Source organism: Nocardioides terrigena, from assembly GCF_003047265.1.
GTDB classification, from domain to species: Bacteria; Actinomycetota; Actinomycetes; order Propionibacteriales; family Nocardioidaceae; genus Nocardioides; species Nocardioides terrigena.
In genome coordinates this window covers 61,722-86,496 of record NZ_PZYY01000010.1, presented here as the reverse complement: position 1 = coordinate 86,496, position 24,775 = coordinate 61,722, and the positions used below count along the sequence as shown (strand labels likewise).

At 72.2% G+C, this 24,775-nt stretch carries 27 protein-coding genes; 8 read left to right on the top strand and 19 right to left on the bottom strand.

Annotation, left to right across the window (positions count from 1 at the left end):
- Window positions 1-12 precede the first annotated feature (12 nt).
- Window positions 13-702, bottom strand: coding sequence for a cell division ATP-binding protein FtsE (ftsE, locus tag DAE25_RS19430; protein WP_056885873.1), 690 nt, complete (start codon window positions 700-702; stop codon window positions 13-15).
- A 109-nt stretch (window positions 703-811) separates the two neighbouring features.
- On the opposite strand from ftsE, the gene DAE25_RS19425 reads away from it, so the two are divergent.
- Window positions 812-1,468, top strand: coding sequence for a hypothetical protein (locus DAE25_RS19425; protein ID WP_159083847.1), 657 nt, complete (start codon window positions 812-814; stop codon window positions 1,466-1,468).
- Window positions 1,469-1,480: 12 nt separating this feature from the next.
- Here the strand turns inward: DAE25_RS19425 and prfB are convergent, their stop codons facing one another.
- The 3 genes from prfB to DAE25_RS19410 form a co-directional block, all read right to left on the bottom strand.
- Complete coding sequence (gene prfB / locus DAE25_RS19420) at window positions 1,481-2,596, bottom strand: peptide chain release factor 2 (protein WP_107767782.1); 1,116 nt, start codon at window positions 2,594-2,596, stop codon at window positions 1,481-1,483.
- Window positions 2,597-2,696: 100 nt separating this feature from the next.
- Window positions 2,697-3,488 carry a hypothetical protein gene (locus DAE25_RS19415; RefSeq protein WP_107767781.1) on the bottom strand — a complete coding sequence of 264 codons (792 nt, stop codon included), beginning with the start codon at window positions 3,486-3,488 and terminating at the stop codon, window positions 2,697-2,699.
- 77 nt (window positions 3,489-3,565) lie between these two features.
- Window positions 3,566-4,372 (bottom strand): hypothetical protein, encoded by an 807-nt coding sequence (locus DAE25_RS19410; protein ID WP_107767780.1) that lies wholly within the window; start codon window positions 4,370-4,372, stop codon window positions 3,566-3,568.
- A gap of 171 nt (window positions 4,373-4,543) precedes the next feature.
- On the opposite strand from DAE25_RS19410, the gene DAE25_RS19405 reads away from it, so the two are divergent.
- The gene (locus DAE25_RS19405; RefSeq protein WP_107767779.1) at window positions 4,544-5,176 is read left to right on the top strand and encodes a 2'-5' RNA ligase family protein; all 633 of its coding nucleotides are present in this window, start codon (window positions 4,544-4,546) and stop codon (window positions 5,174-5,176) included.
- 337 nt (window positions 5,177-5,513) lie between these two features.
- Here the strand turns inward: DAE25_RS19405 and DAE25_RS19400 are convergent, their stop codons facing one another.
- The 8 genes from DAE25_RS19400 to DAE25_RS19365 all read right to left on the bottom strand — a co-directional run bounded on the left by DAE25_RS19400 (window position 5,514) and on the right by DAE25_RS19365 (window position 10,624).
- Entirely contained in the window at window positions 5,514-5,996 is a 483-nt protein-coding gene (locus DAE25_RS19400; RefSeq protein ID WP_107767778.1) for a pilus assembly protein TadG-related protein, read from the bottom strand.
- Window positions 5,986-6,450 carry a hypothetical protein gene (locus tag DAE25_RS19395; protein ID WP_107767777.1) on the bottom strand — a complete coding sequence of 155 codons (465 nt, stop codon included), beginning with the start codon at window positions 6,448-6,450 and terminating at the stop codon, window positions 5,986-5,988. The genes DAE25_RS19400 and DAE25_RS19395 overlap by 11 nt, the downstream gene beginning before the upstream one ends.
- A complete protein-coding gene (locus DAE25_RS19390; RefSeq protein WP_234411155.1) occupies window positions 6,447-6,839 on the bottom strand; it encodes a TadE/TadG family type IV pilus assembly protein in 393 nt (130 codons plus the stop codon). The genes DAE25_RS19395 and DAE25_RS19390 overlap by 4 nt, the downstream gene beginning before the upstream one ends.
- 5 nt (window positions 6,840-6,844) lie before the next feature.
- Window positions 6,845-7,039 (bottom strand): hypothetical protein, encoded by a 195-nt coding sequence (locus DAE25_RS19385; protein WP_107767776.1) that lies wholly within the window; start codon window positions 7,037-7,039, stop codon window positions 6,845-6,847.
- Window positions 7,040-7,088: 49 nt separating this feature from the next.
- The gene (locus tag DAE25_RS19380) at window positions 7,089-8,030 is read right to left on the bottom strand and encodes a type II secretion system F family protein (protein WP_107767775.1); all 942 of its coding nucleotides are present in this window, start codon (window positions 8,028-8,030) and stop codon (window positions 7,089-7,091) included.
- Window positions 8,027-8,881 carry a type II secretion system F family protein gene (locus DAE25_RS19375; protein WP_107767774.1) on the bottom strand — a complete coding sequence of 285 codons (855 nt, stop codon included), beginning with the start codon at window positions 8,879-8,881 and terminating at the stop codon, window positions 8,027-8,029. Before DAE25_RS19375 ends, DAE25_RS19380 begins: the two co-directional genes overlap by 4 nt.
- Entirely contained in the window at window positions 8,881-10,134 is a 1,254-nt protein-coding gene (locus DAE25_RS19370; RefSeq protein ID WP_107767773.1) for a CpaF family protein, read from the bottom strand. Before DAE25_RS19370 ends, DAE25_RS19375 begins: the two co-directional genes overlap by 1 nt.
- A 103-nt stretch (window positions 10,135-10,237) precedes the next feature.
- The gene (locus DAE25_RS19365) at window positions 10,238-10,624 is read right to left on the bottom strand and encodes a VOC family protein (RefSeq protein WP_107767772.1); all 387 of its coding nucleotides are present in this window, start codon (window positions 10,622-10,624) and stop codon (window positions 10,238-10,240) included.
- Between the two features lie 76 nt (window positions 10,625-10,700).
- Here DAE25_RS19365 and DAE25_RS19360 point away from each other — a divergent pair, with 76 nt between their 5' ends.
- The 5 genes from DAE25_RS19360 to DAE25_RS19340 all read left to right on the top strand — a co-directional run bounded on the left by DAE25_RS19360 (window position 10,701) and on the right by DAE25_RS19340 (window position 16,716).
- A complete protein-coding gene (locus tag DAE25_RS19360) occupies window positions 10,701-11,426 on the top strand; it encodes a TetR/AcrR family transcriptional regulator (protein WP_107767837.1) in 726 nt (241 codons plus the stop codon).
- A gap of 105 nt (window positions 11,427-11,531) precedes the next feature.
- Window positions 11,532-12,620 (top strand): SDR family oxidoreductase, encoded by a 1,089-nt coding sequence (locus DAE25_RS19355; RefSeq protein WP_234411154.1) that lies wholly within the window; start codon window positions 11,532-11,534, stop codon window positions 12,618-12,620.
- 26 nt (window positions 12,621-12,646) lie between these two features.
- The gene (locus DAE25_RS19350) at window positions 12,647-14,707 is read left to right on the top strand and encodes a dehydrogenase (protein WP_107767771.1); all 2,061 of its coding nucleotides are present in this window, start codon (window positions 12,647-12,649) and stop codon (window positions 14,705-14,707) included.
- The gene (locus tag DAE25_RS19345) at window positions 14,704-16,032 is read left to right on the top strand and encodes a wax ester/triacylglycerol synthase family O-acyltransferase (protein ID WP_199907684.1); all 1,329 of its coding nucleotides are present in this window, start codon (window positions 14,704-14,706) and stop codon (window positions 16,030-16,032) included. The genes DAE25_RS19350 and DAE25_RS19345 overlap by 4 nt, the downstream gene beginning before the upstream one ends.
- Window positions 16,033-16,275: 243 nt before the next feature.
- Entirely contained in the window at window positions 16,276-16,716 is a 441-nt protein-coding gene (locus DAE25_RS19340) for a hypothetical protein (RefSeq protein WP_107767770.1), read from the top strand.
- Window positions 16,717-16,814: 98 nt separating this feature from the next.
- Here the strand turns inward: DAE25_RS19340 and DAE25_RS19335 are convergent, their stop codons facing one another.
- The 5 genes from DAE25_RS19335 to DAE25_RS19310 form a co-directional block, all read right to left on the bottom strand.
- Complete coding sequence (locus DAE25_RS19335; protein ID WP_107767769.1) at window positions 16,815-18,032, bottom strand: sensor histidine kinase; 1,218 nt, start codon at window positions 18,030-18,032, stop codon at window positions 16,815-16,817.
- 3 nt (window positions 18,033-18,035) lie between these two features.
- Entirely contained in the window at window positions 18,036-18,725 is a 690-nt protein-coding gene (locus DAE25_RS19330; protein WP_199907683.1) for a response regulator transcription factor, read from the bottom strand.
- Between the two features lie 824 nt (window positions 18,726-19,549).
- A complete protein-coding gene (gene ligD / locus DAE25_RS19320; RefSeq protein WP_107767767.1) occupies window positions 19,550-20,443 on the bottom strand; it encodes a non-homologous end-joining DNA ligase in 894 nt (297 codons plus the stop codon).
- Complete coding sequence (locus tag DAE25_RS19315) at window positions 20,443-21,135, bottom strand: L,D-transpeptidase family protein (protein ID WP_107767766.1); 693 nt, start codon at window positions 21,133-21,135, stop codon at window positions 20,443-20,445. The genes ligD and DAE25_RS19315 overlap by 1 nt, the downstream gene beginning before the upstream one ends.
- On the bottom strand, window positions 21,132-22,076 hold the full coding sequence (locus tag DAE25_RS19310) for an ATP-dependent DNA ligase (protein ID WP_107767765.1): 945 nt from the start codon (window positions 22,074-22,076) through the stop codon (window positions 21,132-21,134). Before DAE25_RS19310 ends, DAE25_RS19315 begins: the two co-directional genes overlap by 4 nt.
- A 16-nt stretch (window positions 22,077-22,092) precedes the next feature.
- On the opposite strand from DAE25_RS19310, the gene ku reads away from it, so the two are divergent.
- Window positions 22,093-23,046, top strand: coding sequence for a non-homologous end joining protein Ku (ku, locus tag DAE25_RS19305; protein WP_107767764.1), 954 nt, complete (start codon window positions 22,093-22,095; stop codon window positions 23,044-23,046).
- A 237-nt stretch (window positions 23,047-23,283) separates the two neighbouring features.
- On the opposite strand, the gene DAE25_RS19300 is transcribed toward ku, so the two are convergent.
- Complete coding sequence (locus DAE25_RS19300; protein ID WP_234411153.1) at window positions 23,284-24,183, bottom strand: SDR family NAD(P)-dependent oxidoreductase; 900 nt, start codon at window positions 24,181-24,183, stop codon at window positions 23,284-23,286.
- A gap of 44 nt (window positions 24,184-24,227) precedes the next feature.
- Window positions 24,228-24,731, bottom strand: a complete 504-nt coding sequence (locus DAE25_RS19295; RefSeq protein WP_159083846.1) for a hypothetical protein — start codon at window positions 24,729-24,731, stop codon at window positions 24,228-24,230.
- Window positions 24,732-24,775: the final 44 nt, after the last annotated feature.

Sequence of the window (24,775 nt, the reverse complement as noted above, 5' to 3'; positions counted from 1 at the left end):
GTTTCTGGGGGATCAGTTCTGGAAGCCGTAGACGCCCTGGGCCTGGTCGCGCACCACGCGACCGTCCTCGAGCTCGATGACCCGCTTGCGCATCTGGTCGACGATGCCGGCGTCGTGGGTGGCCATCACCACGGTCGTGCCGGTGCGGTTGATGCGGTCGAGGAGCTTCATGATCCCCACCGAGGTGGTGGGGTCCAGGTTGCCGGTGGGCTCGTCGGCTATGAGGATCATCGGCCGGTTGACGAAGGCGCGGGCGATCGCGACACGCTGCTGCTCGCCGCCCGACAGCTCGTCGGGCATCCGGTCGCCCTTGCCGTCGAGGCCGACCATCTCGAGGGTCTCGGGCACGAGGCTCGCGATGTCGCTGCGGGACTTGCCGATCACCTGGAGCGCGAAGGCGACGTTCTCGCTGACCGTCTTGTTGCCGAGCAGGCGGAAGTCCTGGAAGACGGTGCCGATGTCGCGGCGCAGCCGGGGCACCTTCCAGCTCGCCAGCCGGTTGATCTCCTTGCCCGCGACGTACACCCGACCCGAGGTGGGGCGGTACTCACGCAGCACGAGCCGGAGGAAGGTCGACTTGCCCGACCCGGAGGAGCCCACGAGGAAGACGAACTCGCCCTTCTCGACGTCGACCGAGACCTGGTCGAGCGCCGCGTGGGGGTGGCCGGGGTAGGTCTTGGTGACCTGGTCGAAGCGAATCACGGATGCGAGGCTACGCGCCGCGGCCCAACCGCTCGATTCGGCGCGCCCCCGCACGCGGGCACCCGGACGGACGTCACATCGGTCCCGGGCGCGCCCCTAGGCTGACGGTGTGAGCCCCGGACGCCGTACGACGCCCCGCCCGCGCCGCGGCCGGGTGACGGTCGTCCTCCTCGGCGTCGTCGCCGTGGTGGTCACCGCGCTGGCCATCGTGCTGGGGCGGGCCGTGCTGGTCGACGACCCCGGCCAGGAGGCCGGGACCCCGGTCACTCCCGCCCCGGAGGCGACCGCGACCCCGCTGACCGACTACGACACCTCCGACCTGGCCGTGGTGCGCGCCCCCTTCTGCGGACGCATCTCCGCGGAGTCGGCCGCCCTGGCGATCGGCGTCGACACCGCCGACGACCCGGTCGCCTGGCGCCCCGGCGTACCGATCCCCGGGACCGGGTCGATCGCCAACGAGTGGGGGTGCTCGGTGGCCGCCGGCGACCTCACCGCCTCCGCCTGGGTCTTCGCCACCCCGGTCAGCAGCGACCGCGCGCGCGAGTGGGTCCGGGACGCGGCTCGCGGGGACTGCCAGCGCAAGGACGTCCCGACGATCGGCTCCCCCGGCGTCGTCGTGACCTGCCCCGACGGGCCCGGCAAGCACACGACGTATCACGGCCTCGTCGAGGACACCTGGCTCGCCTGCCGGATGACCGGCACCGGGGACGCGGAGCGGGTCGGCCGCTGGTGCGTCGTGGCGCTCGAGGCGATGCGCACGGGCTGAGCCCGGGCTGGGTCAGGCCTCGACCTTCTCGGCGCCGCGGCGCCAGCGGATGCCGGCCTCGAGGAACGCGTCGATGTCGCCGTCGAAGACCGCCTGCGGGTTGCCGGACTCGTAGGAGGTCCGGAGGTCCTTGACGATCTGGTAGGGGTTGAGCACGTAGTTGCGCATCTGGTCGCCCCACGACGCCTGGACGTCGCCGCGCAGCCCGTCGAGGTGGGCCTTCTCCTCGGCCTTCTTCAGCGCCAGGAGCTTGGCCTTGAGGACGACCATGGCCGAGGCCTTGTTCTGCAGCTGCGACTTCTCGTTCTGACAGCTCACGACGGTGCCGGTCGGGATGTGCGTGAGGCGCACGGCGGAGTCGGTCGTGTTGACCGACTGGCCGCCGGGGCCGCCCGAGCGGTAGACGTCGACGCGGATCTCCTCGTCGGGGATCTCGATCTCGTCGGTCTGCTCGAGCACGGGCACGACCTCGACGGCGGCGAACGACGTCTGGCGGCGGCCCTGGTTGTCGAAGGGACTGATCCGCACGAGGCGGTGGGTACCGGCCTCGACGGAGAGGGTGCCGTAGGCGTACGGCGCGTGGATGGCGAAGGTGGCGGACTTGAGGCCGGCCTCCTCGGCGTACGACGTCTCGTAGACCTCGACGGGGTACTTGTGCTGCTCGGCCCAGCGCATGTACATGCGCATCAGGGTCTCGGCGAAGTCGGCCGCGTCGACGCCACCGGCACCGGAACGGATGCTGACCAGCGCCTCGCGGGCGTCGTACTCGCCGTTGAGCAGGGTGCGGATCTCGAGGGACTCGACGGACTTCTTGATGCGGAGCAGCTCGCGCTCGGAGTCCTCGAGGGAGGATGCGTCGCCCTCCTCCTGCGCCATCTCGACCATGAGCGCGAGGTCCTCGATGCGCGAGTCGAGGCCGGTGAACTTGTCGAGCTCACCCTGGAGCGTCGAGAGGCGCCCGGTGATGCGGGTCGCGCTGTCCACGTCGTCCCACAGGTCGGGCGCAGCCACCTGCTCGCTGAGGTCGGCGATCTCGCGGCGCATCGTGTCCAGGTCGAGGACCTGACCGATGGTCTTCATGGTCGCCTGGAGCTGCTTGATCTCTGCTTCGAAGTCGGTACTCGCCACAAGGACCCACACTACGGCTCGGGTGTGAGGAGTGTCGAAAGGCAGCACGCCGGAAGCACCGCCGACCCCCGTGGGCGGCGCTCCCGGCGTGGTCTGGGGGCTACCTCGTGCAGCGGACCTCCGGGACGAGCACGGCCGGGTAGCTGACCGGCTCGACGTTGGAGAAGAGGTCGTAGCGCAACGTCAGCGCGCCGGTGAGGTCGGTGGTCGACGGGACCACCTGGCCCTTCACCAGCGTCTGGTCGACCTTGGTCACCCCGTCGACGGAGAGCGTGATGCGGGACGAGGAGCCCACGGCCGCGCTGTCGTGCATGGAGTACGTCGTGCGCAGGTCGGTGCAGAGGCCCTTCAGCGGGTACTCGACGTAGGACACGGCACCGCGGGTGAAGGGCTGGAAGGAGTAGAGGTAGGTCTGGCCGCCGACGATCGCGGTGCTGGACACGGCGATGTTCTCGAAGGCGCCCCGCGGTCGCTGCGCGAGCTTCTGCCACTCGTAGACCCGGACCGCGACGACCGGGCTGGTCCCCTTCCTCACCCCGTTGGAGCGGAGCTTGACGACGCGGTACTGGTGGGTCCCGTAGGCGCTGGGCTCGTCGGTGAAGAGGTAGGTGCCGTTGCGCTTGATCGTCGCCCTGCCGGTGACGGTCCACTTCCTGAGGCCGGCGCCGCGCTGCTCGAGGAAGACCCTCTTGCCGGCGGCACGCGGCGTCACCTTGCCGCGGACCTTGACGACGCCCTCGCCGAGGTCCATCTCCTGGATGTTGACCTTGGCGGTGACGGTGTACGCCGCGGGCTTGCGGGCGTCGTCCGGCGCGGCCTGGGCGGTGGCCGCCACAGCCATCGGGCCGACGACCACGGCCGCGGACGTGATCAGGGTGGTGAGACGCTTCATGAGGTCCTCCCGGTTGCTGTGGCGGCCCGCACCGGGCCTCTTCGGATCCTAGGACCGTCGACGCCCGCGCGACATGGCTACTTCGTGCAGCGGATCTCCGGGGTGCCGACGACGGTCCGGCCCACCGGCGTGGCCGAGGAGGCGAGCTCGTAGCGCAGGCGGAACGCGTCCGTCAGGTCGGTGGTCGACTCGACGACCTGGCCGACGACGAGGCCCTGGTCGACCTTCGTCACGCCGTCGACGAGCAGCTTGACCGCCCCGGTGGACCCGCTCTCGGACGAGTCGTCGAGGGCGTAGGTCGTGCGGAGGTCGGTGCACAGGCGGCCGAGGGTGTACTCGACGTACCCCGAGGCGCTGGGGTTGGTCGCCATGAGGCTGGGGCTGTAGACCTTGGTGCCGATCCGCGCGGTGCCGTAGGCCGAGATGTTGGCGTTGGCTCCTGCGGGCTGCCCGGAGAGCGACTCCCACCGGTAGACCTCGACGGAGAGGACCTTGCTGGTCCCCTTGCGGATGCCCTGGCTCTTGGGCTTGAGCACGCGGTACTCCCGGGTGCCGGCCACGCTGGGCTCGTCCTTGAGCAGGAAGGTGCCGTTGCGCTTGACCTTCGCCTTGGTGCTGACGGCCCACTTCGTCTTGCCGTCGAGGCGCTGCTGGAGGACGACCTTGGCCCCGGCGGCGCGCGGCGTGACCTTGCCGCGGACCTTGACGACGTCCTCGCCGACGGTCACGACGTCCTTGTTCACCTTCGCCTTGACCGTGTACGCCGCCGCGCGGCGCTCGGCGGTGTCCGCGGCCTGCGCGGTGGTGGTGGTCAGGGCGAGCGGGCCGGCGACCATGACCGCCGCGGCGGCCAGCGAGACGAGGGTGGTGGTGGTGCGGTGCATGAGGTTCTCCCGTGTCAGTGGGGCCCGTGCGGGCCCGTTGCGCGGAGGAGATGCGCCGGGTGCGCAAAAGGTTGCGGATCGCGAGCGATGAATGCGGAGTGCGCCGGCGCGGTTGTCATGCTGTGTCCATCGTCCCCGTGGGGCCGGCGATCTCTCGGAGGAAAGGCACCCGTGTACCTGAGCGCAGTCCTGCACCCCCCGCTCGCCCAGCGGGAGGAGGTCGCGGCCCTGCTGGCGGACGTCGGTGGGCGGATGTCGGCGCCGGCGGTCGAGTCACGCAGGCGGTGGGGCCGGTCGCGTCCCTCGTCCGCGCCCGCCGGCGCAGGAGGGACGCTCACTCCGCTGCCGGTGGGGCTGATGGCGGTGCACGTGACGAAGTTCGGCTACGTGGAGCCGGAGGCCGGGACCCGGTTGCGGACCACCCTGGAGCGCGACGCCCTCGGGTGGACGGCACCGACGGTGCACGTCACCGGCGAGCTGAGCACCCACGGGTCCGACGAGCGGCTCCACCTCGCGCTCGGCGGGGACGTCGACGGCCTGCGCGGCGTCTTCCGCGAGATCACCGACTCCGCCAAGCGGGCCGGCTTCATGCTGGACCGCCGCTCCTTCAGGCCGCTGCTGCCCGTGGCGGACCTGGACGACGGGGTCTCGGACGAGGCGCTCGCCACCCTGGTGGCCGGGCTCGAGGACTTCGTCGGCACTCCGTGGTCGGTCGAGGTCGTCACGCTGGCCCGGCTCGGTTTCGGGTCCGGCGACGAGCTGACCGAGGTGGCCACGATCCCGATCGGCGCATCCGCCGGCTGAGCCGGCCTGGTCGACGGTGACCTCCGCGCGGCCGCCACGGACCACGTGCGGGGGCTCGTCACGCCGACGCGGGCTCGAACGAGATCAGACCACCCGTCGGCGACCTTCTCAGGTCTGTGCCGGCGGGTGGTCTGGTCGAAACCTGGCCTCCCCCGACGCTCAGGCCCCCCTGTGACCACTGACGGTAGATCCACAACGGGCTATGCGGCAGACCCAGATGACCTATGGACACGTAGTCACTTCGGGCGGCAAGATGCGCGGCTTCCCAGACCCTGTCGACCTCGATGCTTCCGGCCACCACGAGCGCGACTCTCGCCCGAGTGACAGGCGGCCAGACTCACCCCGCCGGCTCGATGGTGACCGCCGCACGGCCGGTGGCCGAGACGGTGGGCCGGCTCGGGGTGCCGGGCACGGTGAGCGGGAGGTCGAGCGGGGCGCTGAGGACCACCGTCACCGCTCGCGCGGCGGGGTCGACCCGGGCGACGACCGCGATGTCGCTGTACGTCTCGTAGGCACCGACCCGGCGCAGGTAGTCCTGCACCGCGACCCGGACCGCACGCTCCTCCTGCAGGAGCCGTTCGGCGGGCAACCCCTCGGCGTACACGCCGGCAGAGCCGATGTCGGCGCCGTAGAGCGCCGCACCGTCGGCGAGGGTGTCGAGCGACTGGCGCTGCATGAAGGCCGAGGAGGCGTTGACGACGACGGCGATGGCCAGCACCAGGACACCGGCGAGCCCCACGATCAGCGGAATGGCCGAGCCGCGATCGTCGCGCCTCCTTCGTGGCGCTGGCCTCGGCCGCGCGCCTTGCTCAACCACCATCAGCCGATCCGCTGCCGCGTCCCGTCTCGACGTACTGGCCGATCGGCACGGTGTGGCTCGCCTCGAGGGCGAAGCTGCGACGCTCGGCGGCGAGCACCTCCGGCAGCAGCGGCATCTCGACGCGGGAGCGGATCTCCACCGTGATGACAGCCGTGCCGGTGTGGCAGTTGGCGAGCCCACCGCACGACACCCGGACGTCGGCCACCATGCCGTCGCTGCCCTGGTCGGCCAGGGTCTGCGTCGCCACGGCCTCGGCCCGCGCCCGCCCCGTCACGTCGTCGGGGGCCAGCGCGAAGGCGCGCGCGGCGGCCCTCGCCGCACCGTTGACCGCGAAGGCACCCCGCTGCACCTCGAAGACCGAGATCACGATCCAGGTCAGCGGGATGAAGAGCACCAGCCCGACCCAGCAGAACTCCACCAGGGCGCTCCCCCGGTCGTCGCGCGCCCGCCTCACGGCACCTGCTCGCGGATCGCGTTGCCGCTCACCGAGAACTCGATCGCGATGCCGCCGAGACCGAGGGTGGGCACCCGGGCGTCGATGGTGAGCTCGTACGCCGCGGCGCCACCGATGGAGACCGGCTCGACGCGGATCGCCCGCGCGTAGTCCGGCGAGACGGCACCGACGATCTGGTCGCGCGCCTCGGCGACCCCGTCCTGGGGCGTCGCGCCCGCCACCGCGGCCGACCGCGCACCCTCGGCGGCGGCCGAGGAGAGGGTGTTGCGCACGTGCAGCACCAGGGCGAGCTGGAGCAGCCCGATGAACAACGGCAGCAGCACGAGGAGGACCATCACGAAGTCCACGACGGCCGAGCCGCGCTCCCCCCGGTGCCGGACGGCGGGCACCGGGCCTACTTGACCTGGTTGAAGGCCGCGCTGAGCAGGCCCTTGAGGGGCTCCTCGGCGAAGGTGAAGATCGCGATGGCCAGGCCGATGGTCATCACCGTGACCATGACCCAGCCCGGCACGTCGCCGCGCTCGTCACGACGCGGCACCGTGACGGCGAGCCAGGACCGGAGCAGGAGCTCCGTGAGTGGTGTGTGCATGGGGTACCCCCGAGGGTCGAGTGGATGGATGGGTCTGGTGGGTAGGTGGTCAGGGCACGACGAGGCGCAGCCCGAGGGCGCCGGGGAAGAACGCGAACAGCACGGTCACGGGCAGGACGAGGAAGACGACCGGCGCCATCATGAAGACCTCCTTGCGGGCGGCGGTCTCGATCAGTGCGCGGCGGCCGGCCTCGCGCACGTCGCCCGCCTGGGCGTGCAGCACGTCGGCCAGCGGCGTGCCGCGTTCGATGGAGACGGCGATGCCGGTGGCGAACCGCGCCACCATCGGCACCCCCGTCGTGGCGGCCAGCTGCTCGAAGGCGGCCGCGACGGGGGTGCCGGTCCGGATCCGGGCGAGGACGCGGCCGAGCTCGGCGGACAGCTCACCGCCGCTGCGTCGTACGACGCGGTCGAGGGCCGCGACCGGGCTCTCCCCCGCCGCGACGGCCAGCGCCAGCATCTCGGCCAGGGCCGGGAACTCCAGGATCATCCGTCGCTCGCGCTCGGTGGCCCGGGAGGAGAGCCGGTTGTCGCGCAGCAGCACTCCCGCGGCGAAGCCGAACAGACACAGGCCCAGGGCCGCCACCGGGTTGACCCCGCCGGTGAGCGACCGCAGCAGCTGCAGCCCCGCGGCCACGGCGAAGCCACCGAGGCCCCACATCACCTGCTCGACGCGGAACTCGTGCACGGACTTGTCGAGTCCGGCGCGGACGAGGCGGCGGCGTACGGACGCCTCACCACCCAGCACCCGCTCGACGCCGTCGGCCGCCGCACGGAGGAACGGCCCGAAGACGCCCGCGGCCGCGACAGTCGGCGATGCCGAGGCGACCTTCAGGGCCGGGGTGCGACCGACCTGCGGCAGGTCGCGGACGTACGGCGTGACACGCAGCGCGAGCTGCGGTCGCCGGATGGCGGCCACCCGTACGACGACCAGCAGCAGGCCGCCGGCCGCCAGCGCGCCGAGGACCGCGCCCCACATCGCGAGCGTCATGCCAGGATCCGCCGCTCGACGGGCAACCGGCCGATGCGCATCATCAGCCGGTAGGCGACCACGCACGCCACGGCTCCGACGGTGAGGACCACGACCCCGGCCGGCGAGGAGAACGCCTGCACCGAGCCGGTCTGGAAGGACATGAGCAGCAGCACGACCCAGGGAGCGGACACGGCCAGACGGGCACCGTTGACCGTCCAGGCCTGGCGTGACTCCAGCTCGGAGCGGGTGCGGGCCTCGTCCCGGAGATAGCCCGACAGGTTGCGCAGCAGGCGGCCGAGCTCACCGCCGCCCACCTCACGGGCGATCCGGAGACCCTCGACGACCCGGTCCCCGACGGGGTCGGCCAGGCGTGCCTTGAGCAGGTCGAGCGACTCGTGGAAACGGCCGGTCACCTGGTAGTCGAGGGCGAACGCCTCGAACGCCGCGCGCAGCGCCTCGGGACCGTTGGTGCCGAGTGCCCCCAGGGCGTCCGGCAGGGACATGCCGGCGCGGACGGCGCTGGCCAGGTTGTCGACGGCGTCGGGCCAGACCTCGGCGAACTCCCGCTGCCGTCGGGCGGCCCGCTGGCGCAGCACCAGGACCGGCGCCCAGCCCGCCATCAGCGCGAAGACGACCGCCACCGGGACCGTCCTCGACACCGCCTGGATGACGACGAACGCGACCACGGCGAGCACGACGCAGAGCAGCACCAGGCTGGTCACCGACACATCACCGAGCCCCGCACGGGCGAGCAGCTGCTCTGCACGCGTGCCGCCCGGCCGCGGGGGTCGCGGAGTGCGCGGCAGGAAGAACGCGGACCAGACGAGCAGCAGCCCAACCCCGACGCCGAGCCCGACGAGGGCACCCATCAGCGCCCCCCGGCCAGGATCTGGTGGACGTCGATGCCACTCCGCTGGAAGCGCTCCAGCCGCGTCGGCGTGCCCGCGGCCCGGCGGAGCTCGCCGTCGCTGCGCTCGAAGAGCGGCTCGGTCTCGATGATGTCGTTCTCCACCCGGCCGGGGACGGACACGATCTCGTTGACGCGGCGTACGCCGTGCTCGTCGATGCCCAGGTGCACGACCAGGTCCACGGAGCTCGCGACCGTGGGGACCACGAAGCGGGCCGAGATGTTCTCCCCCGCCAGCAGCGGGAGGGTGCACATCTTGACCAGCGCCTCGCGGGCGCTGTTGGCGTGCAGGGTGCACATGCCGGGGAGACCGGCATTGAGCGCGAGCAGCAGGTCGAGGCACTCCTCGGCCCGTACCTCCCCCACGACGACCCGGCTCGGCCGCATCCGCAGCGCCTCCTTGACCAGGTCGCGCAGCGCGATCTCGCCGGTGCCCTCGAGCCCCGCCTGCCGGGTCTGCATGGGCACCCAGTCGGGATGGTTGAAGCGGAGCTCGAAGACCTCCTCCGCGGAGATCACCCGGTCGCCGCCGGGGATCGCGGCCGCCAGGCAGTTGAGGAACGTCGTCTTGCCCGCCTGGGTGCCGCCGGCGACGAGGATGTTGAGCCCGGCCCGGATGGAGGCGTCGAGGAAGGTCGCCGCCTGCTGCGACAGGCTGCCGAGCTCGACCAGGTCGCCCATCCGGCTCGCGCGCACCACGAACTTGCGGATGTTGACCGCCGAGAAGCCCCGGCTGATGCCCTCGAGCACGACGTGCAGCCGGTGCCCCTCGGGGAGCATCGCATCGACGAAGGGCTGGCTGAGGTCGATCCGCCGGCCGCTGGACTTGAGCATCCTCTCGACCAGCTCGTGCACCTGCGCGGCGCTGAGCATCAGGTTGGTGAGCTCGTGCCGACCCCGCCGGGCGATGAAGACCCGGCTTGGGTCGTTGATCCAGATCTCCTCGACCTCGGGATCGTCGAGGAACGGCTGCAGCGGGCCGAAGCCCGACACCCGGGCGATCAGCTCGCCGACGACTCCGTCGGGATCGGCCACCGGCACGACCGCACCGGTCAGGCTGCGCTCGTCGTGGCGGCGTACGACGTCCTCCGCGATGCGGCGCACCAGACCGGTGTCGCGCTGGGGGTCGACGCCGTCCGAGCGCACGCGCTCGCGCACCTGTCCGTCGAGCATCTCGACGAGCTCGCTGTGCGAGTCCTGGCGCGTCACGGTCATCCGAGTCCCCCGTCCCGAGTGGGTTTCTGCGCGACAACCTACCCACGCACGGGCGCCTCACACACCGGCGAAGGTTAAGCCTGTGGACAACCCGCCGCGTCCGTCACTCCGGGGGGCTCACCCACTGGACGAGCTGCCAGACGAGCCCGTTGGGGTCGGCGAACTGGCAGTAGCGCTCCCCCCACGGCTCGGTCTCCGGCGGCGTCACGACCCGGGCGCCGGTGCCGGCGATCCGGGCGAACTCGGCGTCGACGTCGTCGACCACGAAGGCCAGCAGCATGCCCTGGCCCGCGGGACCGGCGATCTCCGCCGGCTTGAACGAAGACAGCCCCGTGCGCAGGAAGATCACGTTGACCCCGGCGGTCGGGTGCTCGACGGACACGAAGCCGTCGGCCGACATCGCCTCGGCGAAGCCGAGCTCCGCGGCGAAGGCGGCCGAGGCCCCGATGTCGGCGACGTTGAGCGAGATGGCGGTGGCGGTGATGTTCATACTGGACTCCTGTCGTTACGTAGTACACCGTACAACGTACGCTGTTATAGGAATGTTCCCGGACCAGGAGACGACCGTGCCGCTCCCCCTGATCGACCTGCTCTGGCGTGACCACCCGGACGCACCCACGGGCGGGCAGCGCGGCCCGCGGGCCCGCGTCACGACCGGCGCCGTGGTGGAGGCGGCCACCCGGCTGGCCGACGCCGACGGGCTGGCCGGGGTGACCGTCCGCCGGCTGGCCGCCGAGCTCGGCGTCTCGACGATGTCGGTCTACACCCACGTCAACAACCGCGACGACCTGCTGGTCCTGATGGCCGACGCGGCGCACCAGCGCACGGACCGCGCGCCGTACGGTCGGGCCGGCTGGCGGACCCGGGTGCGCCGGGTGGCGGAGGCCAACCTGGCGCTGCTCCAGCAGCACCCGTGGCTGGTCGACGTCGCCGACGACCGCACCGCGCTGGGGCCCGGGACGATCGCCAAGTACGACCACGAGCTCGCAGCCCTGGCGCCGCTCGGGCTCGACGACGCCACCTGGGACGCGGCCCTCACCTTCGTCCTGGACTTCGTGCGGGCGAGCGCCCGGGCGCTGCGTCCCCAGCCCCGGGCCGGCGAGATGGCGGAGCACTGGCCAGAGTGGAGCCCCCGGCTCGCCTCCTACCTGGGCGAGGACCACCCCCTCGCCCGGCGGGTGGGTGGCGCGGCCGGCGAGGCCATGGGCGGCCCCGGCAGCCCGTCGCTCGCCTGGGACTTCGGCCTGGCCCGGGTCCTGGACGGCCTCGACGCGCTGGCGCCCCGGGGATAGCCGCCGTTCGGCCCGTGCACGGAGGGGCGTTCGGCACTGGGGCTCACCGGTCTCCGCTGACAGGTTGGACGTACGACGACGTACCGACGACGAGCGGAGGGCACGATGACCGCGCTGCTGATGACCGGGTTCCCCGGCTTCCTGGGCTCCGCCCTGCTGCCCCGGCTGCTGGCGCGGCGACCGGGCGTGGACGCGATCTGCCTGGTCCAGGCACGGCACCTCGACGACGCCCGGGAGAGGCTCGCCGCGATCGAGGCGGACGAGCCGCACGTGGTCGGCCGGGTCCGCCTGGTGCTGGGCGACGTCGCCGCCCCTGGACTGGGCCTCAGCAGCGCCGACGAGCACCTGCTCGAGGACGTCACCGAGGTCTGGCACCTCGCGGCCGTCTACGACCTCACGGTGGGCGAGGAGCTGGCGCACCGGGTCAACGTGGTCGGCACCGACCGGGTGCTCGACCTGTGCCGCAGCCTGCCAGGGCTCGAGCGGCTGCACCACGTCAGCACCTGCTACGTCAGCGGGCGCCACGAGGGCGAGCTCGGCGAGGACGAGCTCGAGGTCGGCCAGGAGTTCCGCAACCACTACGAGTCGACCAAGTACGACGCCGAGCTCCTGGTGCGCCGGGCCATGGCCGCCGGGATGCCCGCGACGATCTACCGACCCGGCATCGTGGTGGGCGACTCCCGCACCGGGGCGACGCAGAAGCTCGACGGCCCCTACTTCCTGGCCACCTTCCTGCGCCGCCAGCCACCCGTCGCCGTCGTCCCCGCCGTCGCCGACCCCGACGTGGTCCGCTTCTGCCTGGTCCCCCGCGACTTCGTCGTCGACGCAATGGACCAGCTCTCGGTGCTGGACGTGTCGCTGGGCCGGACCTACGCCCTCACCGACCCGGACCCGCCGACCGTGCGCGAGCTGGTGGACGCGTTCGCCGCCCGACTGGGCAAACGGGTCGTCTGGGTGCCGCTGCCGCTGTCGCTCACCCGCGCCGTGGTCTCGCTGCCCCTCGCCGAGCGGCTGATGGGCCTGCCCGTCGAGGCGCTCGACTACTTCGCCTCCCCCACGACGTACGACACCACACACACGACCACCGACCTCGCCGGCACGGGCGTGGCCTGCCCCCGCTTCGAGGAGTACGCGGACCGGCTCCTCGACTACATGGTCGAGCACCCCGAGCTCGACTCCGCGGCCATGGTCTGACGACGACGGACGACGAAGGACGCGACATGACACCCAGGACCCCCGTGGTCGTCAACATCAGCCTGATGGGCCCCGAGTGGGACCACGACACCCGGGTGACCTTCCTCGGCCAGCGCTTCCGGATCGTCCGCCGCGGCACGTCCGGGGACGTCGACGCCGCCCGCGGGCTCGTCCGGGAGTGGGCGCCGAAGGCCGCCGCCGTCGCCGTCACGGGCGTCCGCGACGCGCGCGTCACCGGCCTGTACGGCGGCGAGCTGCGGGCGCGCGAGCGGCTGATGGCCGAGGCCGGCACGACTCCCGTGACCGACGGCGCCCAGCTCCTCGAGGTCCTCCAGGAGTGGGCGGTGCGGCGCGTCGAGACCGAGATGCCGGGCTACTTCACCAACGCCCGGACCGTCGTGCTCGGCGGCCGGCACCACGACCGCACGGTCCGGATCCTGCGCGAGCACACCAACAACGTCCAGCACGCCGACCCGCTGCTGCGCCTGGGCCTGCCGGACCGCCTGCACACCAACCCGGTGCTGGGGCTCGCCGCCGACGCCGTGGGCGGCGCGACCGGGCTGGCCCTGCGCCTCGTCCCCGACGGAGTGCGGACGCAGGCCGCCGCGCCGGGCCACCTGGCCGCGCACGCGCTGGCCCGCAAGGCGGCACGCGACTGCGACGTCCTCGTCGCGACGTACGACGAGCTGACCGGCTTCGGGCTCGAGGACCTGGCGGGCAAGACCCTCATCACCTCGGAGACCTCGCCGGACCGGCTGGCCGACCTGGGTGACCGGGGTGTGGACCTGGTCGTCGACGTAACGCCGCAACCGTTCGACGGCGTGACGGTCAACGCGGCCACCCTGGAGGCGCTGATGACGGCGTCGGTCCACCGGGCCAGCACGCTCACCCACGACGACCTTCTCGACATGATCGTCTCCGCCGGGCTGGAGCCACGACTGCTCCAGCCCAACGGGCCCCGTCGGAAGAGCCGGTTCGCGTTCGTCATCCACCCGCTGTCGCAGCAGTACCTGCGCAACGTCGAGCCGCTGCGCACCATCTCGCGCATCGCGCCGGCCCCGGTGATGGACCTGGTCGAGAAGGCCGTGGCCTACAGCCCGCCCTTCACCTACAGCCACGTCACCGGCATCACCTCCCCCACCGGCGCCGAGGCGGAGGGCTGGCTCATCTCCGTCGGGGGCACACCGCACGAGATGATGGCCCACAGCCCGGAGTTCACCTACAAGCGCCTCCTCGTCGCGGCGGACACCGCCCGCAAGCTCGGGGCGCAGATCATGGGACTGGGGGCGTTCACCAAGGTCGTCGGCGACGCCGGGGTGACGGTCGCACGGCAGGCCCCGCTGCCCGTGACGACCGGCAACAGCTACAGCGCCTCGGGCGCACTGTGGGCCGCCCACGAGGCGCTGCGCCAGCTCGGCCTGGCCGAGGTCGACGCCGACGGTGCCCTGCGCGGAAACGCGATGGTCGTCGGGGCCACGGGGGCCATCGGGTCGGTCTGCGCTCGGCTCCTCGCCGTCGCCGAGGCCCGGCTGTGGCTGGTCTCGCCGGAGTCGGCCAAGCTGCTGGCGCTCAAGGAGCTGATCGAGCGGGAGCACCCGGGCGCCGAGGTGCACATCGCGGCCACCCCCGACGAGGCCCTCCCCGACATGGACCTGATCGTCACGGCCACCTCGGGCGCCGGTAAGCGGGTCCTCGACATCATGGCCGTCAAGCCCGGCTGCGTGATCACCGACGTCGCCCGCCCCCTCGACCTGTCGGCCGAGGACGTCGCCAAGCGCCCCGACGTACTCGTCATCGAGTCCGGTGAGATCGAGCTGCCGGGCGACGTGCAGATGCGCGACATCGGGCTCCCCAAGAACGTCGCCTACGCGTGCCTCGCGGAGACGGTGGTCCTGGCGCTGGAGGGGCGGTACGAGACCTTCACCGTCGGCCGCAACATCGAGTGGGAGAAGGTCAAGGAGATCTACCGGCTCGGGCTCAAGCACGGCATGCGGCTGGCCACCATCTCCGGCGTCAACGGCGTCCACACCCCCGACGACATCGCCCGGGTCCGCGACCTCGCCCTGGCGGCCGGAGCGCAGTCATGACCACCGGGACCCGCCGCACGATGGGCGGCGCCGACGCCATGTGGCTGCACGCGGACCGCCCCAACCACCTGATGGTGATCGACGGGATCATGTGGACCGAGCAGCCGCTGGACTGGGCCCGCCTGAAGGACACCATCCAGGAGCGGTTGGTCGACACCTACCCCGTCTTCCACCAGCGGCCCGTCGACCCGGCCCGCCCCTGGGACCTGCCGGGCTGGGAGGACGACCCCGACTTCAGCCTGTCCCACCACCTCCACCACGCCAAGCTGCGCAGGCCGGGCGGCCCCGCCCAGCTGCGTGCCTTCCTCGAGTCCAAGGTCAGCCGGCCCCTGGACCGGAGCCGACCGTTGTGGGAGGCGTGGCTCGTCGACGGGTACGGCGAGGGCTCGGTCGTCTTCACCCGCCTGCACCACGCCATGGCCGACGGGATGGCGCTGGCGCAGGTGATGCTGACGCTCACCGACCCGTCGCCCGACGGCCATCCGGACCGGGCGCCCCGCGCTCCCCAGGGGGGACGGTCCCTCGTCTCGTTGGCCACCGGACTGGTGCGGAGCACCCTGAGCCTGCCGCGGGTCCCGGGCACGGCGCTCCAGGGCCTCGCGGTGACCCGCAAGCTCCTGCTCGACGTACTCCCCGAGACCCTGCTGAGCCGCGACCCCGGCGTGGCCAAACGGCTGGCCTGGTCCCAGCCCCACCCGCTCGCCGAGGTCAAGGCCATCGGCCGCAGCACCGGGAGCACCGTCAACGACGTGCTCATCGCCGCGCTCTCGGGTGCGCTCGCGCGCTACCTGGACTCCTTCGACGAGGCGGTCGACCACCTCACGACGATGGTCCCGGTCAACATCCGGCCCGTGGACCAGCCGCTGCCCCGCGAGCTCGGCAACAAGTTCGCCCTCGTCATGCTCCACCTGCCCACGGCCGAGATGTCGGTGCTGCAACGCCTCGACGAGGTGCACCGCCGGATGGCGCACATCAAGCAGTCGCCGGAGGTCTTCATCACCTCGGCCATGGCGGAGGGCATCGGGCACCTCCACGCCATCGAGAAGCCGCTCGTCGACTTCTTCGCCGGCAAGGCCATCGGCGTCACCACCAACGTGATGGGACCGACCGAACCCCGCTACCTCGCGGGGGTCGAGGTCACCGGGGTCCTCGGCTGGGTGCCCGGGTCGGGTGGCCAGACGCTGGGCGTGTGCATCTTCAGCTACGCCGACACCGTCCGGATCGGCTTCAAGGTCGATGCCGCCACCGTGCCGGACCCCGAGCAGCTGATCGCGTTCTTCGACGCCGAGCTCGCCTCCCTGCAGGATGCTGCGCTCGACCGGTGAACCGCTGTACGTCGCCCTCTCCGGGGTAGTCCGTGACGATCGGACCCCACCTCGAGCCCATCAGGGGTCCGTCCGTCACGGACTACCCGAACGAGGGCCCAGCCTCGGGGTAGTTGGGGACGATGTCGTAGGTCAGACCGCGGGTCGGCCCACCAGATCATCCCCAACTACCGGCCCGTCGAGGTCGCCGAGGACGGCGTACGACGCTGGAGGGCAGGACGATCGGCGGCTAGCCTCGGGACGATGACCAACCCCGCACTGTCCGACCTGACGATCCTCCTCGGCACCTGGCGCGTGGAGCTCACCGCGGCCGACTGGCTCGACGAGGGGCAGTCCCTCGTCGGCGAGACCCGCGTCGAGTGGCTCGACGACTTCTTCCTCGTGCTGCGCTCGTCGTTCGGCGAGGGACCGCCCGACTCCACCTCGGTGGTCGGGCGCAACGACGACCGCGACGACTACACGGTGCTCTACGCCGACGAGCGCGGCGTGTCCCGCATCTACGCCATGACGTACGCCGACCGGCTGTGGGTGCAGCACCGGGAGGACCCGGGCTTCCACCAGCGCTTCGAGGGTCGCATCAGCGGGGACGGGTCCCGGATCGACGCCGCCTGGTCGAAGTCCCACGACGACGGCGCGACCTGGGAGCACGACTTCGACCTGACCTGGACCCGCGTCCCGGGGTAGTCGGGGACGAAGTCGTGGGCGAGACCGCGGGTCGGCCCACCAGATCGTCCCCAACTACCCGGCGGGAATCGGGGGCGCGGGACCGGTGCGCCGGAGCCTCAGCGGCGTGGCAGCAGGATCTCGAGCTGGTCGACGGTGGCGTCGCCCGTGTAGCGCCCGCCGAGCACCTCGGTGATGGTGCGGGCGGCGTCGGCGTTGGCCCGCAGCTGGGTGGCGACGGCCAGGGAGCCGGTGCCGGCGACGTACGCCGTGGTCGAGCCCGAGCGGACGGTGACCCGGACGTGCTCGTCCTGGCCGGCGAAGCGGATCATCACCGGGCCGGAGCCGGACTCGGTGACGTCGCGCAGCACGCTGTCGAGGAGCTGCTCGACCGGGCCGGGGGTCAGCAGCATCTCGGGCCCGCTGTCCACGAACGCCTTGACCTCGCGGTTCTCGGGCAGCAGGCCGCGCCACCGCTGGGCGATGTGGGAGCCGAGTGCGAGCAGGCTGACCTCGGCGCCCTCGACCAGGGCGCGGCCACGGGCGAAGTCCAGCAGCTCGGCGATGGTGCTGTCGAGGCGCTCGACGTCGGACAGGCAGCGCGCCGTCGTACGCCGCACGTCGGGGTCGAGGTCGCGTCGCAGGGTGAGCTCCTCGAGCTCGAGCCGCATGCCGGTGAGCGGGGTGCGCAGCACGTGCGAGGCGTGGTGGAAGAAGTCGCGGTCGCGGCGCAGGGACTTCTGGAGGCGCTGCGAGCTGGCGCGCAGCGAGTCCGAGATCGAGACGACCTCGGGGATGCGGGAGCGGGGCGGCTCGATGTCGAAGCGACCACGACCCAGGGCGGCGGCCGACTCGGCCAGGTCGCGGAAGGGCCGCGACAGGGCGGAGGCCATGGCCAGGCCGAGGACGGCCGCGAGGGCGAGCAGTCCCACCATGAGCGCGATCAGCGGTCCCCGCGCCGAGTCCAGGACCGCGGCGGTGACGGTCTCGTCCTGCACGAGCGTCACCGTGGCGTCGCCGACGTCGCTCGAGGCGCTCACGTCCTGGGCATCGGCGTCGAAGCCGGCGCCGTCCACGACGACGTCGTCCTGGCCGGACCGCTCCACGATCAGGCGGACGTGGGGCGCCACGAGGTCGGACAGGGACGCGGCGTCGACGGGACGGCCGGACTGCTCGAGTCCCTCCACGACCCGGCCGACCACGAGCGACTGCTGCTGCAGGTCGTCGGTCTCCGAGGCGTGGACGACGTCGCCGAGGGTCATGGCACGGACCGCCCCGGCCACGACGATGATCACGAGTGCGAGGCCCACGAAGGCGAGAGTGAGCCTCTCACGCATGGGTCAGTCCCCGCCCTCGAGGCGGAAGCCCACCCCGCGGATGGCGATGACCCGGTCGGAGGACCCGGCCTCCTCCAGCTTGTTGCGCAGGCGGCCGATGGTGACGTCGAGCGTCTTGGTGGAGCCGAACCAGTTCTCGTCCCACACCTCGCTCATCAGCTGCTCGCGAGGCACGACCTTGTCGCGGTGGGCGGCGAGGAGCGCGAGCACGTCGAACTCCTTGGCGGTCAGCGCGACCTCGGCGTCGGCCAGCATCACCCGGCGGGCGTCGGTGTCGATGCGCAGCGCGGACGGGTCGATCTCCGGCTCGTCGGCCGGCGCGGCGTTGGCCTGGCTTCGTCGCAGCAGGGCGCGGACCCGGGCCTGGAGCTCGGCGAGGCCGAAGGGCTTGGAGAGGTAGTCGTCGGCACCGAAGTCGAGGCCGACCACGCGGTCGAGCTCGCCGGCACGCGCGGTGACGATCATGATCCCGCCCTCGAAGCCGCCGTCGCGGGCGGCGCGGCACACGTCGAGGCCGTCCATGTCGGGCAGGCCGAGGTCGAGGATGAGGATGTCGGCCGACGCCGATGCGAGGTGCGCGAGCGCCTCACGACCGCTGGGCACCCAGGTGACCTCGTAGCCCTCGCGCTCCAACGTGCGGACGAGCGGAAACGCGATGTCTTCTTCGTCCTCGACGACCAGTACCTGTGCCATGTCCGCGAGCATAGTTGCGACGGGCTCGTCGAGCTCGGCTAACAGCATGGGCGGTGTCCTCGGCCTCGGGAGGCTGTCGTCGCGGGCAACCGCTGCCGGAGCTGGATGGCCCGGCCGACGAAGGGGGTCCGTCGGCCGGGCAGTCCCAACCCACCACGGTTGCTTGGGTGCCGACCGAGGTCGACAGGACCAACGTAGGGAGGGGGCCGTCACGTCGCTCCCACCGAGGGCACACGTGGACCACACATCTGCTCCACCGTTCGGTAACAGCAGTCCCACCCGGCTCAGGGGGCCTCGGGACACCCCCGGGGTACGCCGCCAGGCGAGGCGTCAGGTCGTCTCCGGGACGTCGTACAGCAGGCCCCGGACGGCCGACCGGGACACCAGCAGGGCGACCACGAGCAGGGTCACCGGGACGAAGCCGCCGAGGGCTCACGGCGTCGCCGAAGACCACGTCCACCAGCCACAGGACGACCAGCTTGCTCCCGGCTGCGACCGCCCACAGGGCCAGGGCGGCGACGGACTTGCCGACCGGGGTCGTGGCGGCGCGCAGCCGGGTGAGCACGGCGCCCTTCAACCCGAGCACGACCTCGAGGGTCACCTTGAGGAGGACGGCCGTCAGCAACGACAGGGTGAAGCCCTCGCTGATGACCGAGGGGACGTACTCGACGGCCAGGTTGAGGACCACGACGTAGACGAACACGTCCACCACGTCGGCGGGCCGGGCGCGCGCCCAGCGGCGTACCGGACCCCGCTGCCGGGCGGGCGGTCCGGACGAGGACCGCGGCGGGCTCGTCGTCACCCGGCCCATCGTGGCACCGACCTCAGGGCAGGAACAGGTCGCCGTGGTCCTGCACCCGCTCGAGGACCTCCTCGAAGCGGAACTGGTCCAGACCGACGGGGTCCTCGGCGCCCTCCTCCACCTCGTCCCACGTGATCGGGGTGGCGACCGTGGGCAGCGCCCGGCCGCGCAGCGAGTAGGGCGAGATCGTGGTCTTGGAGCCGGAGTTCTGCGACCAGTCGAGGAACACCTTGCCGGGCCGCTTGGCCTTGGTCATCGTCGCCGTGACGAGCGCGGGGTGCGCCGCCTGGAGCTCCTCGGCCACCTCCCTGGCCAGTGCGGTGGTGCCGTCGCTGTCGAGCTGGCGGGGCAGCGCGGCGTACAGGTGGAGGCCCTTGCTGCCGCTGGTGACCGGGCTGCACGCGAGGTCGCGCTCGGCCAGGGCGTCGCGGACCAGCAGGGCCACCCGGCAGCACTCGTGCAGGCTCGCCGGCTCGCCAGGGTCGAGGTCGATGACGAGGCGGTCGGGCTTGCGCGGTCGGCCGGCCCTCGTGACCGTCCACTGGTGCACGTGCAGCTCGAGGGCGGCGAGGTTGGCGAGCCAGGTGAGGGTGGCGAGGTCGTCGCAGATCGGGAAGTCGAGGGTGTCGCGGTCCGACTGGGCCCGGCTGCCCGTCGTCGGCACGCTGGCGGTGCGCACCCACGACGGGGTGCCGGCGGGCCTGTTCTTCTCGAAGAAGCTGGAGCCCTCCACCCCGTGCGGCCAGCGGATCCGGGTCACCGCCCGGTCGCGCAGGTGCGGGAGCAGCACCCCGGAGACGGTCGCGTAGTAGTTGAGCACCTCGCCCTTGGTCGTGCCGGTGCGCGGGTAGAGCACCTTGTCGAGGTTGCTGATCGTCAGGGTGCGGCCCTCGACGTCGACCTGCATCTCGGCCATCAGCGGCCGATCGCGATCACCGGAGCGGCGGCCGGGTCGAGGCGGCGTACGAGCGCGCGCAGGAAGCGGCGTGGCGCGGACACGCAGCCGGCCGTCGCACCACGGCCGTTGACGTGCAGGAAGATCCCCGAGCCGCGGTGCCGCACCTGCTCGACGTTGAAGCCGGTGACGATCGACCACTCGTAGGGCCGGCGGTAGTCGGTCAACCGCTCCGACGAGTTGGGGTCCGACGACGGCAACCACCAACGGAAGCCGCCCTGGCGCTGGTTGCGGTAGCGGTTGTAGTGCGGCGACGCGTTGTCCTGGACCCAGTGGTCGCCGCGGCGGATGCGGCGGTAGTCGAGCGCCCCCGCGTCACGACGGGGGTGGGTGCCGAAGACGGAGAGCAGGCCGTAGGTGCCCAGCGGGGTGGTGCCGGTGCCCTGCACCCGCCGGTCGCCGGCGACCAGCCCGCCGTAGCCGGTGCGCCCGTCGTCGGTGCGCCTCCGCGCCACCCACTCCCCCGCGACGAGGCGCCAGTAGGTCACCCGCGCCCGGTGGCCGGCGGTGTGGTTGACCGTCACGACCTGGGTGGTGGTCGGGCCGGCCGCGACGCGCACGCCGTCGAGGACCAGCGCGGACGGGGCCGGGGCGGCTGCCTGCGCGGGGGCCAGCGGCAGCGCGAGCAGCAGCACGGCGAGCAGGGTCCTCACGCGGGGTCCTCCGTCAGGTCGTCAGGACTCAGGTCGGAGCGGACGCCCCGGTACGACGGCTGCCGCAGCCGCTTGCCCGGCGTCCGGCTGTGGGTGTCGACGTCCACCACCACGATCGGCTCCACCCAGCGGGTGCCCGTGGCGTCGACCCGCGGGACCTCGTCGGCGAACGCGCTGGAGTCGCGCTCGGAGCCGGCCAGCAGGTCGGTGAGCAGGCGGCTGGCCGCGCCCCCGATGCCGCTGCCGACCCGGCCGCGGTACATCAGGCCCTCGGGCGTCGGCTCGCCCACCAGCAGGGCGGCCAGCCGGTCGCTGGTGCCCTCCTGCGGTCGCCAGCCGGCGACGACGTAGGAGAACCGGTGCCGGTGCGCGAGCTTGACCCAGTGCGGGCTGCGCGCGTCGAAGGTGTAGCGGGACGAGAGCCGCTTGCTCACCACGCCCTCGAGCCCCTGCTGGAGGGTGGCGTCGAGGAGCATCGCCCCGTCGTCGTACGACGCCGGCACCTGCCACGTGCCGGACAGCCCCAGCCCCTCCAGGAGTTCGCGACGCTCGGAGAGCGGTCGGGCGGTGAGGTCCTCGCCGTCGAGGCGGATCAGGTCGAAGACCATGTACGTCGCGGGGACCCGCTCGGCGAGCCGGGCCGCGGAGGTCGCGGAGCGGACGTGCATCCGCTCCTGCAGGACCCCGAAGTCGGGCAGCCCCTCGGCGTTGAGCCCGATGACCTCCCCATCGACGAGCAGGTCCCGGTCACCGAGGGGGCTGTCGTGGACGTCGGGCCACGCGATCGAGGCGTCGTTGCCGTTGCGGGTGAGCAGCCGGGCGCGACCACCGCTGCCCTCGCGGACGTCGGCGAGGATCCGGACGCCGTCCCACTTCACCTCGTGCGACCAGCCCTCGCCGGTGGGGAGGCGGTCCGCCTTGGTGGCGAGCATCGGACGCATGGGACATGCTTACCCCATGCGAGCGATCTGGAAGGGAGCCGTCTCCTTCGGTCTGGTGAGCGTCCCCGTCAAGCTGTACGCCGCGACCGAGTCCCACGACGTGTCCTTCCGCCAGGTGCACGCCAAGGACGGCGGCCGCATCAAGTACCAGCGGGTCTGCAGCCTCGACGGCGAGGAGGTGCCCTACTCCGACATCGCCAAGGGCTACGAGACCGAGGACGGAGAGATGGTCATCCTCAGCGACGACGACATGGCCGAGCTCCCGGCGACGTCGTCGCGCGAGATCGCCGTCGAGAAGTTCGTGCCGAGCGACCAGATCGACCCGCTGCTCTTCGAGAAGTCCTACTACCTCGAGCCGGAGAAGTCCGGCGCCAAGCCCTACGCCCTGCTGCGCCAGGCCCTCAAGGACGCCGACCGGATGGCCGTGGTGACCGTGGCCCTGCGGCAGCGGACCTCGGTCGCGGTGCTGCGCGTGCGCCAGACCGAGCGCGGCGACGTCATCGTGCTCCAGACGATGATGTGGCCCGACGAGGTCCGGGTGCCCGACTTCGACGTCGAGGTCGGTGACGTCAAGGACACCGAGGTCAAGATGGCGCACATGCTCGTCGAGACCCTGGCCGGCGACTTCGACGCCTCGGAGTTCGAGGACGACTACGCCGGCGCGGTCGAGGCACTGGTCAAGGCCAAGATCGAGGGCGGCGAGGTCAAGCGCACCGAGCGCTCCACCAAGACCTCCGGCGAGGTCGTCGACCTGCTCGCCGCGCTCCAGAAGTCGGTGGCGGCGGCGAAGACCGCCCGGGGCGAGGCCCCGGCCGACGAGGACTCCGAATCCCACCAAGACGAGAAGCCCACGAAGAAGACCGCGGCCAGGAAGTCGACCGCGAAGAAGGCCCCGGCCAAGAAGACTGCGGCGAAGAAGACCGCCAAGAAGGCCCCGGCGAAGAAGACCGCGGCCAAGAAGGCCAGCTGATCCGCTGACGAGTGTGCGTGGTTGCACCGTTCCCGCGGCGCGCACGGTGCATCCACGCACACTCGTGGCACTCGCCCCACTCCCCCGCGAGCGGTGAGCAGGCGACATTCCCGCGCCCGGGCAGGTGGCCCGGGCACCGCCCGCCCGCGTGGCGCGCGCGACGCGGCGTACGAGGGGTGCCTGAGCCACCGCGGCGCGCTCAGGAACGTGGCTGGCGCACCGCTCCGGCGAGGGCGGTCAGCGGGCGGCGTACGTCCGCGTGTCGGCGGGAGCCTCGCCCCGCGCGGCGGCGGAGTCGGGGCTACGGCGTGACAGCTCTGCGATGACGCGGTCGGTCAGCCGGGGGGCCAGCAGGTTGAGCACCTCGGCCGTCGACCCGATCAGCCCGTTGACCGTGATCGGGCGGTCCTCGAGGGCCCGCACGATGCGCTCGGCGCAGTGCTCGGGACTCTCCGCCCGCCGGCCCGCGTAGGCCTCGGTCGGCCCGATCATCGGGGTCGCGACCAACCCGACCCGCACGTTGGTGCAGGTGACGTTGTCGAAGTACGCCTCCCGGCCCAGGATCCGGCCGAAGACGTCGAGGGCGCTCTTGGCGGCGATGTAGGCGGCGAACTTGGGCGCCTTGATCTGGTTGCCCCAGGTCACGATGTTGACCACGTGGCCGAAGCGCTGGGCCCGCATGGCCGGGAGCAGCCCCATCGTCAGCCGGACCGGCCCGAGGTAGTTGACGGCCATCATCCGCTCGAAGTCGTGGAAGCGGTCGTAGGACAGCTCGAGGGATCGACGGATCGAGCGCCCGGCGTTGTTGACCAGGTAGTCGACGGCGCTGTGCCGCTGGAGCACCTCGGCCACCAGGGCGTCGACGGCGTCGCCGTCGGTGAGGTCCACGGTGTACGCCGTCGCGCGGCCGCCGTCGGCGACGATCGCCCGTCGCACCCGCTCGAGCTCGTCGGCCCGCCGGGCGACCAGCAGGACGTGCGCACCGCGGCGTGCCGCGGCGTACGCCGTCGCCTCGCCGATGCCCGAGGAGGCACCGGTCAGCATCAAGGTCGCGCCGTACAACGGGCTCTCCGCACCGGTGAGGCGACGGGTCAGCCGGGTGATCCGGGCGCGTGGGGTCTGGAGGAGCAGGCTCACGGCGCCGACCCTATGCGGTGGGTTCCGTCCGTCGCCGCTGCCCATCAGTCGAGTGGCGGGAGCTCCGGGAACGTCGCGCGCACCAGGCGGTGGGCGCGGAGGCGTCGACCCTCGATCCGGACCTCCACAGCGAGTGCGTCGCTGCTCATCGACGGCGAGGAGCCCGTCCAGTAGAGGTAGTCCTCGAATCCGCGTTGGGCGAGTCCCTGGTCGTGGCCGTACTGGGTGAACGTACCGGTGATCCTCGGGTTGCGGCGGGCGAAGTCCCGTGCCGGCACGAGGTCGACGCACCAGTACTCACCCGTGCTGTCCACCCCGCCCGAGCTGTTGAGGTGGAAGTGGCCGGCCACGATGCGCAGGTCGGCCACCCGCTCCCCGGACCTGGTCCGCACGGGCTTGCGCTTGACAACGACCCGGTCGAAGTCGTCGCTGCCGGTCGAGAAGCAGGGACCCTGCGGGTCCTGCACCACCGCCGCGCCTGCTCCGTGCGCCGTCGTGAGCGTCGATGCGACGAGCGCACCCGCCACGACCATCCCCCTGGTCATCATGCCGGGGATCCTAGACCAGCACGACGGCCCGGACACCAGGATCA

What these genes read in the sequence shown, in the direction of transcription:
- DAE25_RS19415 (WP_107767781.1), bottom strand. Translation starts at nt 3,488, where the DNA reads ATGAAGCGTCTCACCACCCTGATCACGTCCGCGGCCGTGGTCGTCGGC.
- DAE25_RS19410 (WP_107767780.1), bottom strand. Translation starts at nt 4,372, where the DNA reads ATGCACCGCACCACCACCACCCTCGTCTCGCTGGCCGCCGCGGCGGTC.
- DAE25_RS19400 (WP_107767778.1), bottom strand. Translation starts at nt 5,996, where the DNA reads ATGGTGGTTGAGCAAGGCGCGCGGCCGAGGCCAGCGCCACGAAGGAGG.
- DAE25_RS19385 (WP_107767776.1), bottom strand. Translation starts at nt 7,039, where the DNA reads ATGCACACACCACTCACGGAGCTCCTGCTCCGGTCCTGGCTCGCCGTC.
- DAE25_RS19380 (WP_107767775.1), bottom strand. Translation starts at nt 8,030, where the DNA reads ATGACGCTCGCGATGTGGGGCGCGGTCCTCGGCGCGCTGGCGGCCGGC.
- DAE25_RS19375 (WP_107767774.1), bottom strand. Translation starts at nt 8,881, where the DNA reads ATGGGTGCCCTCGTCGGGCTCGGCGTCGGGGTTGGGCTGCTGCTCGTC.
- DAE25_RS19370 (WP_107767773.1), bottom strand. Translation starts at nt 10,134, where the DNA reads ATGACCGTGACGCGCCAGGACTCGCACAGCGAGCTCGTCGAGATGCTC.
- DAE25_RS19365 (WP_107767772.1), bottom strand. Translation starts at nt 10,624, where the DNA reads ATGAACATCACCGCCACCGCCATCTCGCTCAACGTCGCCGACATCGGG.
- DAE25_RS19355 (WP_234411154.1), top strand. Translation starts at nt 11,532, where the DNA reads ATGACCGCGCTGCTGATGACCGGGTTCCCCGGCTTCCTGGGCTCCGCC.
- DAE25_RS19350 (WP_107767771.1), top strand. Translation starts at nt 12,647, where the DNA reads ATGACACCCAGGACCCCCGTGGTCGTCAACATCAGCCTGATGGGCCCC.
- DAE25_RS19345 (WP_199907684.1), top strand. Translation starts at nt 14,704, where the DNA reads ATGACCACCGGGACCCGCCGCACGATGGGCGGCGCCGACGCCATGTGG.
- DAE25_RS19340 (WP_107767770.1), top strand. Translation starts at nt 16,276, where the DNA reads ATGACCAACCCCGCACTGTCCGACCTGACGATCCTCCTCGGCACCTGG.
- DAE25_RS19335 (WP_107767769.1), bottom strand. Translation starts at nt 18,032, where the DNA reads ATGCGTGAGAGGCTCACTCTCGCCTTCGTGGGCCTCGCACTCGTGATC.
- DAE25_RS19330 (WP_199907683.1), bottom strand. Translation starts at nt 18,725, where the DNA reads ATGGCACAGGTACTGGTCGTCGAGGACGAAGAAGACATCGCGTTTCCG.
- ligD (WP_107767767.1), bottom strand. Translation starts at nt 20,443, where the DNA reads ATGGCCGAGATGCAGGTCGACGTCGAGGGCCGCACCCTGACGATCAGC.
- DAE25_RS19310 (WP_107767765.1), bottom strand. Translation starts at nt 22,076, where the DNA reads ATGCGTCCGATGCTCGCCACCAAGGCGGACCGCCTCCCCACCGGCGAG.
- ku (WP_107767764.1), top strand. Translation starts at nt 22,093, where the DNA reads ATGCGAGCGATCTGGAAGGGAGCCGTCTCCTTCGGTCTGGTGAGCGTC.
- DAE25_RS19295 (WP_159083846.1), bottom strand. Translation starts at nt 24,731, where the DNA reads ATGATGACCAGGGGGATGGTCGTGGCGGGTGCGCTCGTCGCATCGACG.